The organism is Nonomuraea maheshkhaliensis (genome assembly GCF_039529435.1).
In the GTDB taxonomy this organism is placed as follows: domain Bacteria; phylum Actinomycetota; class Actinomycetes; order Streptosporangiales; family Streptosporangiaceae; genus Nonomuraea; species Nonomuraea maheshkhaliensis.
Map to the genome: position 1 here is coordinate 1 of NZ_BAAAMU010000061.1, position 12,265 is coordinate 12,265.

General features: G+C 71.8%; 13 protein-coding genes. 2 read left to right on the forward strand and 11 right to left on the reverse strand.

Annotation, left to right across the window (positions count from 1 at the left end; genetic code table 11):
• The 9 genes from ABFX54_RS33100 to ABFX54_RS33140 all read right to left on the reverse strand — a co-directional run.
• Positions 1-988 (reverse strand): serine/threonine-protein kinase (locus ABFX54_RS33100; RefSeq protein ID WP_346110514.1); only part of this gene is annotated, 988 nt, incomplete at its 3' end.
• Between the two features lie 16 nt (positions 989-1,004).
• Positions 1,005-3,296 (reverse strand): protein kinase domain-containing protein, encoded by a 2,292-nt coding sequence (locus ABFX54_RS33105; protein ID WP_346110515.1) that lies wholly within the window; start codon positions 3,294-3,296, stop codon positions 1,005-1,007.
• Positions 3,297-3,413: 117 nt separating this feature from the next.
• Positions 3,414-3,929, reverse strand: a complete 516-nt coding sequence (locus ABFX54_RS33110; protein ID WP_346110516.1) for a YbaK/EbsC family protein — start codon at positions 3,927-3,929, stop codon at positions 3,414-3,416.
• A 61-nt stretch (positions 3,930-3,990) separates the two neighbouring features.
• Complete coding sequence (locus ABFX54_RS33115; protein ID WP_346110517.1) at positions 3,991-5,577, reverse strand: flavin monoamine oxidase family protein; 1,587 nt, start codon at positions 5,575-5,577, stop codon at positions 3,991-3,993.
• Positions 5,570-6,412 (reverse strand): M55 family metallopeptidase, encoded by an 843-nt coding sequence (locus ABFX54_RS33120; RefSeq protein WP_346110518.1) that lies wholly within the window; start codon positions 6,410-6,412, stop codon positions 5,570-5,572. Before ABFX54_RS33120 ends, ABFX54_RS33115 begins: the two co-directional genes overlap by 8 nt.
• 31 nt (positions 6,413-6,443) lie before the next feature.
• Entirely contained in the window at positions 6,444-7,652 is a 1,209-nt protein-coding gene (locus ABFX54_RS33125) for a DUF6395 domain-containing protein (protein ID WP_346110519.1), read from the reverse strand.
• Entirely contained in the window at positions 7,643-8,101 is a 459-nt protein-coding gene (locus tag ABFX54_RS33130) for a hypothetical protein (RefSeq protein ID WP_346110520.1), read from the reverse strand. Before ABFX54_RS33130 ends, ABFX54_RS33125 begins: the two co-directional genes overlap by 10 nt.
• Before the next feature lie 136 nt (positions 8,102-8,237).
• Positions 8,238-9,011, reverse strand: a complete 774-nt coding sequence (locus ABFX54_RS33135) for an enoyl-CoA hydratase/isomerase family protein (RefSeq protein WP_346110521.1) — start codon at positions 9,009-9,011, stop codon at positions 8,238-8,240.
• 81 nt (positions 9,012-9,092) lie between these two features.
• Entirely contained in the window at positions 9,093-9,935 is an 843-nt protein-coding gene (locus ABFX54_RS33140) for an alpha/beta fold hydrolase (protein WP_346110522.1), read from the reverse strand.
• A 174-nt stretch (positions 9,936-10,109) separates the two neighbouring features.
• Here ABFX54_RS33140 and ABFX54_RS33145 point away from each other — a divergent pair, with 174 nt between their 5' ends.
• Positions 10,110-10,436: a HesB/IscA family protein gene (locus ABFX54_RS33145; protein ID WP_346110523.1), complete on the forward strand. Its 327-nt coding sequence runs from the start codon at positions 10,110-10,112 to the stop codon at positions 10,434-10,436.
• Between the two features lie 224 nt (positions 10,437-10,660).
• Positions 10,661-11,209 carry a hypothetical protein gene (locus ABFX54_RS33150; protein WP_346110524.1) on the forward strand — a complete coding sequence of 183 codons (549 nt, stop codon included), beginning with the start codon at positions 10,661-10,663 and terminating at the stop codon, positions 11,207-11,209.
• A 61-nt stretch (positions 11,210-11,270) separates the two neighbouring features.
• Here the strand turns inward: ABFX54_RS33150 and ABFX54_RS33155 are convergent, their stop codons facing one another.
• Both ABFX54_RS33155 and ABFX54_RS33160 read right to left on the reverse strand, forming a co-directional pair.
• Positions 11,271-11,579, reverse strand: coding sequence for a hypothetical protein (locus ABFX54_RS33155; protein WP_346110525.1), 309 nt, complete (start codon positions 11,577-11,579; stop codon positions 11,271-11,273).
• Entirely contained in the window at positions 11,580-12,239 is a 660-nt protein-coding gene (locus tag ABFX54_RS33160; RefSeq protein ID WP_346110526.1) for an HNH endonuclease family protein, read from the reverse strand. It lies immediately after the preceding gene.
• Positions 12,240-12,265 lie beyond the last annotated feature (26 nt).

Here is a 12,265-nt window from a genome sequence, read left to right on the forward strand (position 1 = left end):
GCTCGTCGCGGCGCGGCTGCTCGCGGCGCGCCGGCCGCTGCTCCTGGCGGGTGGGCGTCGGCGGCGGGGCGGGCTTGGTGTACTCGACCGGCGGGAGCAGGTCGGAGAAGTTGTCCATGGTGCGCGTGCGGTCGCCCAGGCGCTTGGTCCCCGTCGGCCCGTCGAAGGACGTCTCGTTGAACGTGGTCACCGACGGATCGAGCGCCCTGGCCATCCGCAGCAACTCCTGGGCGCCGGGCCGGGCCGCCGGATCGACCTGGAGTGCCCGGCTGAGCCAGCCGCGCAGCCACACGGGCGCCTTGTCGACCTGCGCCCGGCCTTCCATGATGTTGAAGCAGACCGCCTCGAACGTGCCCGTGCCGAACGGCGGCGCCCCGGTCGCGGCGAAGAACACCGTCGAGGCCAGCGCGTGCACGTCGGCGGCCTGGGTGATCTCGGAGTCACGGATGATCTCGGGCGCGAGATAGCCCGGCGTGCCGACGAACATGCCCGTCTGCGTCAGCCGGGTCGCGTTGACCAGATGGGCGATGCCGAAGTCGATGACCAGCGGCTCGCCGTCGACCAGCATGACGTTGGACGGCTTGAAGTCGCGGTGGATCACGTCGGCCGCGTGGATGGCCACCAGCGCCTGGCAGAGCCCCTGGGCGAGCCTGATCACGTCGCGCGCCTCCAGGGCGCCCTCGCTCAGGACGGTGTCCTCCAGCGTGCGTCCCGGCGCGAACCGGGTCACCACGTACGGCTGCCCGCCGACGAGCTCGGCGTCGATCACCTCCGCGACGTAAGGGCTGCGCACCCTGCGCATGGTCTCGACCTCGCGGGTGAGCCGGTCGCGCGCCTTGAGGTCGGCGGCCACGTGGGGATGCAGGACCTTGATGGCGACCTCGCGGCCCTCGCCGTCGAGACCCAGGTGGACGACCCCCATGCCACCTTCGCCGATCTTCCTGACCAGTCGGTACGGGCCGAGGCGTTCTGGTGCTTGGGTGCTCATCGCCACCTTCCCCCCGTCATCCTCCGGATTCCCCCCCTAGCTGATCCAGCTGTCTGCTCACTGGATCGACGTTCAGCGGAGTCCATACGGCCTCCCTCTTGTCCCCGAACGTTCCGATGGCGAGGATCAGCGAGAGCGCGGCCACCGCGGCCAGCACTCCCGCCATCACCATCGCCGCTGTTCTCGAGGGTACGAGCGACGCGAGCGTTCTGCGCATCTGTTTGCCCGGCCCCTCGACTCCGGGGCCCGCGCAGACCGTCCACAGCGCTATGGCGGCGCCCCAGGCGAGGGCGTTGTCGGGATTCATACCCGCCACGACCGTGAGTAGCAGCGTGACCGGCAGTCCGAGTATGAGCGCGTAGAGGCCCAGGGCCAGCGTGATGCCGGCCGACTTGGCCAGCGCGGCCGGATAGGCGAACACCCTGATCACGTCGAGCGCCGCCGCGCCCGCCGCCCTGCGCGCCGTGAGCTGCGGCTGGGCCAGGTCGGCCGCGCGCAGCAGGACCGCGATCGGGATCGCCACGACGGACACGAGCACGGGCGCGCGCACCGCCGCCACGATCATCAGGATCAGCAGCATCGAACCGGCCGCCCCGTAGGCCCTGGAACGCTGCAGCACCTTGCCCGGCGCGACGCTCGGGAGGAAAGGCTCCCGCTTGGTCGGGTCGAGGTGCGGATATTGCGGCTGGGCCGGGATGTAGGGCGGCGGCTGCACCGGGATCGGGTTGGGCCGGCCGTAGTCGTTGGGGTCATTCCGGCCCTGACCGGCGCCGCGCTGCGGACCGGAACCCGGGCCGTGCTGCTGCGGGCCCGAGCCCGGGCCGTGTTGCTGCGGCCCCGATCCCGGGCCGTGCTGCTGGGGTCCGGAGCCCCGGCCGTGCTGGGGCCCCGAGCCGGGACCGTGTTGCGGGCCGGAGCCGGGGCCGTGCCGGTATCCGGAGGGCGAGCCCTGGTGCGGGCCGTGCTGCGGGCCGGAGCCGCGCTGCGGACCGGAACCCGGCGCCTCGGGACGGCCGACGGCCGGAGCCTGGTGCTGAGCTTGCTGGCCCTGCTGCGGAGGCTGGGTGAGCCTGCGGTAGTCGGCCGAGTCGGGGCGCACCCGCCTGGTGGGCACGTCGGTCTCGCCCTGCGGCGGCGCCGCGGGACCGTTGCCGACCGCTGACTGGGCGGCTGACTGGGCGGCTGACTGGGCGGCTGACTGGGCGGCTGACTGGGACCCGTGCAGGCCGGCCTCGCGCTGGATCTGCCGCAGCTCCTCCGGCGACACCCGGCGCGTCGGGTAGGGGTCGGGCTGGTCGGGCAGCAGCGACACGTACTGCTGCTCCTGCGGCGGCAGCGCGAGCTGCTCCTGACTCTCGATCAGCCGCCTGGGCGTCACCGGCGGCGTGGAGATGTCGTAGGACGGCTTGTCCGTCACCAGCGGCGGCGGCGTCAGCGGGACCGACGGCGCCGCGTCGGGGCGCGGCACGGTCGAGATCTCGTCGGGCGAGGAGCCCTGCGGCGACTTCGGCAACATCCGGGCGGTCTGCTCGGCCAGCTCGGCCGCCTTGGGCCGCTTGCTCGGGTTGCGCTGGAAGGCGGCCTTCAGCAGCGGCCGCAGCTCCGCCGGGGCGCCGCTGATGTCGGCCTTGCCCGCGGTGATGTTGTAGAAGATCATCTCCAGCGTGCCCTTGCCGAACGGCGGCTGCCCGGTGCCGGCGAACAGCAGCGTGCCCGCCCAGGCGTGCACGTCGACCTCGGGACCCGCCTCCTGACCCTCGATGATCTCGGGGGCGAGGTAGCCGGGCGTGCCGATGAACATGCCGGTCTGCGTCAGCCGGGTCGCGTCGACCGCCTGCGCGATGCCGAAGTCGATCAGGACGGGCTCGCCGTCGAGGATGAGCACGTTGCCCGGCTTGAGGTCGCGGTGGATCACGCCCACCGAGTGCACCGCGGACAGCGCGGCGGCCACCCCGTGCGCGATCCGGACCAGCGCGGGCAGGTCGAGCGGGCCGTCGTCCTTGACGATCTCGTCGAGCGGACGGCCCGGCACGTAACGCGTGACGATGTAAGGACGATGACCGGTCACATCGGCGTCGAGCACCTCGGCGATGAACTTGCTGCGCACCCTGCGCATGGTCTCGACCTCACGCGAAAGCCGCCGCCTGGCGACCTCGTCGCCCGCGACCTCTCCGCGCAGGACCTTGACCGCCACCTGCCGCCCCTGGGGGTCGACAGCGAGGTGGACAACACCCATTCCGCCTTCACCGAGCCGCCTGAGCAGCCGGTAAGGGCCTAGTCGGTCATCGTTCATGGCATGAAGCACCATACCGGCTTAATCCCCGCCCACGAGATGAACCATGAGGCCACATTCCCACTCGTACAACGTCCAGAGCGGGCCCTTCGGTTTCCCATCCAACGGTCTCGAATCGGCTTCAGTTTTCCCTCAGCCGGCCAAGGAGAGCACCTCTGCTCCTTTGAGAGCGGCCAGCGCGGCACCTGATACGGCGAGTTTCGATCTGCGCACGCCGCTGCCGACGACCACCCTGGCGTGCCGCGCGACGTGCGCGTCGACCAGGATCGGCCACTCCTCGGGCAGGCCGAGGGGCGTGATGCCGCCGTATTCCATGCCGGTGAGCCGGACGGCGTCGTCCATCGGCGCGAAGCTCGCCTTACGCGCGTCGAGGTGTTTGCGCACGACGCCGTTGACGTCCACCCGCATGGTGGCGAGCACCATGCAGGCCGCGTAACGGGTCTCGCCACCGCGTTTGGCGGCCACCACGACGCAGTTGGCGGACTCGTCGAGAGTCACGCCGTAGCGCTCGCAGAACGCCGCCGTGTCGGCCAGCCCGGGATCGATCTCGGCGACCTCGACCCCCTCCTCGATGTCGGACAGGGCCGCGGCCACGGGGTCGGCCAGCAGGTCGATCCGTTCGGTCGCGGGCACCCAGTGCAACGTCATCCCAGCTCCTCGATCGCTTCTCCCACGAGCCTATTGTGGCCCTGGGGATCAGCGGGCGACGTCACGGAGACTGCAGCACTCGCTGGTGCAGCTGAGTGACGGCGCCACGGGCGGATTCCATGGCCCCCGCCTGCCAAGCGATCAGATGGGTGAGCCAGTCGCCCGCGAAGTAGACCCTTCCGGCGGGGCGTTGCAGAAGAGTGAACGACGAATCAAAGGACGGCCAGCGCACCCAGGCTCCCTGGATGTGCTCCTGGCGCTCCCAGGCGATCGAGGCGCTGGACAGGACGTCCTGGCGGTACTTCTCGCCGTGGATCTTCTTGCCCTGGGTGAGCGCCCTGCGCCTGCGGTCCTCGGGGGTGAGCGCCGCGTACAGCTCGGCGTTCTCGTCGGTGTTGTAGTAGCCGACGAGCAGGCCGCGCTCGGAGTGGTAGCCGTGTGAGGGGTACCAGATGTGGGTGATGTCCAGGTCGGTCTCGGTGACGCCGCCGTAGATGCGGTCCTCCCGCTCCCACCAGCGCCGGCCGTACTCCAGGCCGATCTTGCCCGCCGCCGCGGGGACCGGGGTGGCCAGCGCGGCGGTGACCTGGGCCCCCAGGTTGTGCGGGATCTTGGCGAGGAGGTGGGGTGGGAGGGCGGCGACGCAGTAGTCGGCCTTGATCGAGCCGCCGGTGTGCACGACCTCAACGCCGTCAGCCAGCGTGGTGATCTTGGTGACCTTGGCGCCGGTCTTGATGCGGTCCTGGCCGACGGCCTCGACGAGTTTGGTCACGATGGCGTCCATGCCGCCGACGGGCTGGAACATGGGGGTGGCCTGCTCGAAACCGAAGTCGCTGGTGATCGCGCGGCCGGTGCCGGCGGCCAGGATCTGGTGCAGGCTGCCGGGCGCGGGGACGGGCGCGCCGGCGTCCAGCGCGGGGAACTTCGTGAAGCCGCGGCGGTCGGAGCCCTCGTACTCCAGCTTCGGGCCGAGGTCGCCGAAGCGCCGCAGGAAGTCCAGCAGGGTCTCCTGGTCGTTCTTGGAGACGACCCGGTCGAGGGCGCCGAGGTCGGTGGCCTTGGCGAGGAGTTCGGCGACATACCCGTACATGTCGGCGCGTGCCTCGCGGGCCCGCACGGTCCTGCCGTTGGTGTGGACGTACGCGGCGGCGTTGTTGTTGACGAAGGTCTCGATGGGGACGCCGAGTTCGCGGCAGTAGTCGAGGGTGACCATCCAGGGGGCGATGCGGCCAGGGCCTGCGTTGAAGTAGACGCCCTCGCCGAACGTCACGTCCTGGGCGGGGCCGTTCAGCTCGGTCAGGCGGTCGCCGCCGCGCAGCGACAGGTTCCTGCCGCCCGCCTTCGGCCTGGCCTCAAGCAGCGTGCAGTCGTAGCCGGCCTTGCCCAGCTCGTACGCGGCCGTCAGCCCCGCCACCCCCGCGCCGAGGATCACCACCTTGGCCGAGCCCTTGCCGCGCAGGGTGAAGTCGCCCGTCCTCGGGGCGGTGAAGTCCTTGTCCTGCTCGGCGGGGGCCAGCCCGAGGGCGCCCATGGCCGCGTACATGGCTCCGGCGCCACCCACCGCCCCGATGCCGACCAGCAGGCCGCGCCGGGTCAGCGCCCCGCCGCCGCCCTTCTCAGCCGCCCCGCCGCTGCTCTTCTCAGCCATAGGGGCCGCTGCCGCAGGCGATCTGACCACCGATCGTGGCGAAGATCCCGAACAGGGCCATGATCTGGGTGAAGTCGTCGGTGGTGAACTCGGTGTGCCGCGAACCGGCCGTCTTCACACCCGGGATCAGCGCCACGGCCGCGGCGATCGCGGTGGAGTTCCACTCCACCCCCAGCGTGTACGGCGCCGCCGGCTGGTACGGCGTGAAGTCGCTCAACCGGCCGAGCGCACGCGAGGCCGCCTCACGAATGCGCGCCTGGGCCACGACCGGCGGCAGCAGCTCGGCCGAGAACTTGTCGATGCCCCGCTTGACCGCCACCGTCTCGACGTCGCCGAGCAGCTCGCGGGCCTCCTCCCCCACCGCCTCGTCCCCGGTCACCAGCACCACCGGCACCCCGTGGAACCCGGCACAGGCGGCGACCAGCCGGGTCTCGCCGCACAGCTCGCCGTTGAGGTAGACGTTCTGGATCTCCTTGCCCATCCAGGTGTGGTTGAGCACGCCGTCGGGCACGCCCGCGCGGGCGTGGTAGCCCACGAAGCAGGCCGCCCCGAACGTCCCGTCGAGCCCCTGGGCCATCCGCTGCGCCTTGCCCGGCCCCCTGATCAGGGTCGCCCGGGGGTCGAGGAGGTCGATCCTGAGGTTCTTGGTGGAGCCGTGGGCGTCATTGACGAGCACCTCGCCGGCTCCCGCCGCGAACGCGCCCTCGATGGCCGCGTTGGCGTCGGCGGTCATCAGCTCGCAACCGCGCTCGTACCCGCGCTTGCCGGCGTGCATCTCCTCCGGGTCGGTCAGACCCGTCACGCCCTCCATGTCCACCGACAGATAAACCTTCACGACGCCGTTCCGCTCCTCGTCCAGCCGCTGATCACGCGCCCCACGACTCCACCCTGCGCACCTCGGGCTCGGTCATCAGCCCGACGTTCGCCTCGACGAACGCCTCCGCCCGCGCCCGCCACGGCTCGGGGATCTCGGCGAGCGCGGGCGGGTAGCAGTGCTCCAGCCAGCTCGTCGCCTCCTCCGAGACGTCGAAGTAGTCGAGGGTGGGGGCGAACAGGGTGTTCTCGATGCCGGGGACGCGGGAGAGCCCGTACTGGATCATCTCCTGGCCGCCGTAGGGCGGCTTCTTGAGATACTTCCGGGCTGCGGGGTGATCGGCCTTGATCGGCGTGTCCAGCGGGCGGCGCTCGACGGCGGCCTGGATGAGCTCCTTGTACAGGCACTTGCCGCAGACGCGGCACGGGCCGTCGGTGCCGCGCAGGCACCAGCGGACCTGGGGCCTCAGGTCGGAGCCGAGCGCCAGGCGCATGGTGACCGCCTCGCTCACGCCGCCGACGGGCAGCACGATGTGCACGCCCGCGGCCGCGAACAGGCGGCCCCACCTGCCGTGGGGCGACCACATGGGGTTGTCGGGGGTGTAGCGCCACAGGTAGCGTCCGCCGCCCAGCCAGCGCGAGCCCATCTCGTAGCCGAAGCCCAGGCCGCCGAGATCGAGCCGGTCGGCCAGCAGCAGCGCGCCGGCGGCCACGGCGTGGTGCTCGGGGTAGCCGGGGCGGGGCTCGGCCAGCGTGTACTCCAGGTCGGAGGTGACCGTGCTGAGCTCCCTGCCGGTCTGCGCGGCCAGCTTGGCCAGCACGTCGGAGCGGTAGTGGGGCCAGCGGTTCGGCACGCGGGGGTGGTCGACCCGGCGGAAATGGATGAACGGCGCGTCCGGGTACATCGTGGCCGCCGCCACGGAGTCGGCGCCGCCGCTGTACGAGATCGCCAGCCGGGCCCCCGGGCGACGCGGCTCGGCCCCCACCGGGCCCGCCTCGACGCCCCAGCCCTCGTGCAGGGCCTGGGCCAGCTCCGCGGAGACGGCGCGGTCGAACGCGATCCGACGGCGCGTCCACGGGGCCACGATCGTCCAGGCGGCCACGGCGAACAGGTCGGGATGGGCGTCGTCGGGCACCCCGCCGAGGGAGCACGCGTTGATGGCCAGCTTGATCGGGTAGTCGTCGGAGGCGGTGCCGGTGATCTCGTCGTCAGGATCGAGGCGGAAGCTCAGCGCGCCCCCGCCGCTCCACGTCACGCGCACGGCTGCTCCTCGGCGCGACCCTGCTCTCCCGGATCCATGGGGGTCTGGACCACGGTGCTCTGGTCCACGGCGGCCTGCGCCGCCGCGGTCTGCTTCGCCTGGGCCTCGGCCGCGGCGGCGCGCAGCTCGTCGATGGCCTGCCAGACCAGGATCTCGTTCTGCAGCACGCCGTCCAGGGCCTTCGCCGTCTCCTGGGCGAGCCTGCGGGTGTCGTCGATCTTCGCCTTGTCGGCGGCCGACTGCCGCGGCGGCGGTGGCGGCGATGCCGGGCGGGTCTGGCGCAGCCGCTCCACCTCGCCCTGGAGGGTGACCATCTCCCGCCTCAGGGTCTGGACCTCCCAGAGCGCGTCCCTGATGTCCTGGCGATGATCAGAGATCGAGATGTAGCGGGAATCGAACCACGTGCGCACGACCTTTCTGAGCCGGGCAGGGACGAGGACGCGCATCATGAAACGCCACCATAGTGGCAAACCAACATCGGAAAGGACGACCCTTACCGAATGTGTTGACTTCGCGTCGCGCCGACCAGCCCGGCCCGGCTCCGTGACCTCCGCAGACCGCTGAACCCGGCCTTCGGAGCCGCCTCTAGCGACCGGTGAACTTGGCCTTGGACTTCTCCATGAACGCCTTCATGCCGAGCTTGGCGTCCTCGGTGGCGAACAGCCCGGAGAACTGCAGCCGCTCGATCTCAAGCCCCGTGTCGAGATCGGTCTCCAGACCTTGGTCCACGGCCTGCTTGGCGGCGCGCAGGGCGACCGACGGGCCGCCCACGAAGGTCGCGGCCCACTCCAGGGCCGCCGTGTAGACCTGCTCGTCCGGCACCACCCGGTCGACCAGGCCCATCGCCAGCGCCTCGGCGGCGGGGACGTGCCGGCCGGTGAAGATCAGGTCCTTGGCCTTGGCCGGCCCGATCAGGCGCGGCAGGCGCTGGGAGCCGCCCGCGCCGGGGATGAGGCCGAGCAGGATCTCCGGCTGCCCCAGCTTGGCCGACTCGCCCGCGACCCGGAAGTCGGCGCACAGGGCCAGCTCGCAGCCGCCGCCCAGGGCGTAGCCGGTGACGGCGGCGATGACCGGCTTGCCGATGCGGGCGACCGCGGTGAAGCAGCCCTGGAGGGCGGTGGAGTGGGTGGCCATGTCGGCGTACGACATGCCGGCCATCTCCTTGATGTCCACGCCGGCGGCGAACACCCGCTCCCCGCCGTACAGGATCACCGCCTGTACCAGCGGGTCGGCGTCGACGATGCCGGCCGCCTCCTCGATCTCCCTCTGGGCCTGGCCGCTGAGGGCGTTCATCTTCGGACGGTCAAGACGGATCGTGGCGATCTGGTCGGCCACCTCGACGCTCACAAACTCACCCATGAGCCAGAACCTAACAGCCGCACTCCCGCACGGGCCGGTGAGCCACGTCCGTCCGGGCATGTCGGCCCGGAGCCGGGGCCTCTATCCGAGCGTGAGCATCGCCTCGGTGACCTCGCCGATCGCCGCAGGGGGGATCGCGGTGGCGGCCTCCTCGAGCACGAGCAGCCGTGCCCCCGGGATCTCGCGCGCGATCGCCTCGCCGTTGCCGACGGGGAAGAACCGGTCACGGCGGCCGTGGACGACGAGCGTGGGGACCTCGATCTCGGGCAGGCGCTCGCGCCAGCGGGGTTCGCAGTCGAGCCTGGAGAACACCATGCCCAGCTGGTTGGCCGGCTGGACCTGGGGTGAGGTGCCGGGCGTGCGGTCCCAGACGCGCGCGGCTATCGCGCGCGCGGCGACGGGGTCGTCGCCGAGGATCTCCGCACCGGCGGCGGCGAACGCCGCGACCGCCTCACGGTCGGTCCAATCGGGCATCGGACGCGCGAACAGCCGGCTCATCGTCGCCCGATCATGGTCGGGGAGGTCGTCGTCGGGCGGGCCAGGGGCGACCGCGCGGGTGCCGACCAGGGTGAGCGCCGAGAACGCGCCCGGATGGTCGAGCACGGCCACCTGGGCGACCATCCCGCCGACGCCGATCCCCGCGAGGTGCGCGGGCCCCCCGCCGAGCGCGTCGGCGAGGGCCGCCGCGTCGGCGGCGAGGTCGCGCAGGGTGTAGGCGGGCGCCTCCGGATCCGTCGTCGTCGATTCCCCGCTGTCGCGCAGGTCGTAGCGCACCACACGGCGCCCGCCGGCGGCGAGGCGCTGGCAGAGCGCGTCGGGCCAGGAGAGCATCGTCGTCCCGCCCGCGAGCAGGACGAGTGGCGCGTCGTCGGCACCGAACGACTCGATGCCCAAGGCGATCCCATTGGCGTTGACAGCGGTCATCAAATCACCGGAGAGGTGCCGGCCGAGGATGACGGCGTGATTCGAGTCATGCCAGGGCAGACCCGATCCGCCGCCCGAACTCATCGCTACGCATGAAGCGGGTGAAGGAGCCTCGGAGTTTGGGGTGGGACCCGTGGGTTAGGCGGAGGGTTCACGAGGACAAAGGAGCAGGTCGTGCTGGTACTGACTGACAACGCCGTCGTCGCCATCCGGGATCTCATGGATGGGGAGGACGTGCCCGCCGACGCCGGGCTGCGCATCTCCGCCAAGGCCGACGAGGCCGGGACTCTGGAGGTGTCCCTGGCGACCACGCCGCAGGCCGGGGACCAGGTGGTGGAGAAGGAGGACGTGCGGGTGTTCGTCGCGCAGGACGCGGCGCCCATCCTCGACGACAAGTCGCTGGACGCGGACCCGGACACGCCGGGTCAGCCGATGTTCCGTCTCGACCGGCAGCCCGGCGGCCACAACGGCCGCAGCGCCCAGAACGGCCAGAGCGTTTAGCCGCCGGAGCGTTTACGGCCGCTTTCATGGCCCCTTTTACGGCCGCTTTCAGGGCCGCAGCCGGCCGTGCGTGTCTCCTCCGGGCCGGGTTCCGCCGGCTCGGAGGAGCATGTTCACAGCAGCCCTCGTCGCGAAGGCTGGGCGGCACGTGGTGGAGGAGAAACCTCCGGTTCCTGAGGTTAGGCTGCTGGGGAAGCGACACCGAGTGAGAGGCGGCTGACCGCATGGGCGCGCCGGGCCAACCGAGAGCGGACGCCGGGAACCGGGACCTCATCGCCGACGGCCTCGACCGCATGATCGCGCTGGCCGAGCAGGCGGGTCACGAGGAGACCTGGGCGTGGGACGCGCTCAGCCGCTTCGTCGAGGGCTGCGTCGAGCTGGGGCTCGACCCGCTGCTGCCGATCGCGGGAACGCCCGCGCCCGAGGCGGGCACGACTCACGGGGCGACCGTGGCCCACGAGGCGACTGTGACGCCCGAGGTGAACGTGACGCCCGGGATCGTCGCGGGCCGCGCCCGGCTGCTGGAGGAGCTCGGCCGGATCGTCGGCGCCGCCCACGCCGAGGGCGCGCTGCGGCTCGACGTGGGCCCCGGTGACGTGATCGGGGTGGTGGGGCTGCTCATGCGAGGGGTGCTGACCCTGCCGGCCGAGCTGGGCGAGGACCTTCGCGATCGCGCGGTCCGGCTCGCACTGGCCGGCATGCGCAACCACCCCGCACCCGCCCCACCCGGCCGGCCGCTGAGCGCCGACGAACTGCTCCAGCGCCTCACCTGACCCCGGCCGGGTTCACCCACGAACGGCCCTGGCTACGCGCGGCCGTCGTCGGGGCCGGGGCTCAGGTGAGCGGGCGAAGGGCCGGGAGGCCGCCTGAGAGGCCGTCTGGGAGGCCGTCTGGGAGGCCGTGGCGGACCGCCTGGACGACCTTCTGGTGCAGGTCCTGCGCGAGGCCGGGAGCCGGGCTCAGGGGGCTGCCGTCGATCTCGTACCACTCGTCGGCGTCCAGGTACTGCACGCGTACCGTCACCCGGTCGCCGGACACCTCCGTGCGCACGGTCACCTCGCCGGTGATGACGCCAACCTCGTCGGTCATCACCCCGCCTGGGCCGGCGACGACGCTGCTCTCGAAGCTCCGTACGGCCTCCATTCAACCCTCACCGTCCATGCGGCAGGTGCCCACCATCTCGGCCAGCGCCTCCCGCTCGGCCTCGGTGATCGTGAGGTCGTAGCGGGACTTCACGTCGATCCAGGCGCGGCTGTAGACGCACCAGTACGACTGCTGCGGCGGCCGCCACTGGTCGGGTGACTGGTCGCCTTTCGACCGGTTCGAGGACGCCGAGACCGCGATGAGCTGCGGCCCTTCGAGGTCGTTCGCGAACTCCCTGCGCCGGGCGTCGGTCCAGGTGTTCGCCCCCGAGCGCCACGCCTGGGCGAGCGGCACCATGTGGTCGATGTCGAGGTCGGAGGCGTCCGTGAAGTCCCTGCCGTCGTACTCGCTGTGCCAGGTGCCCGAGATGGCGCGGCAGTTCTCGTCCTGCTTGACGTCGGCGCCGTCGCGCTCGAGCACGACCTCGCGGGTGTCGCAGGAGTCGCCCTGCTGGACCCAGTGCGGGAAGCGGGCGCGGCTGTAGCCGGACATCGAGCCCGGTTCCGCGACGTCGAGCCGGGCGAGCTGCGCGTAGGCGGCTTCTGCGGACAGGGGCGGCGGCAGCTCGGCCGGTCCTGCGGCGTTCGCGCCGGCCGCGGGGAGCAGAGTGAGGAAGGTGACGGCAGCCGCGTACGCGGGCCATGATCGCAAAGAGAACATGGCCCACGACTACGGGCACAATCCCC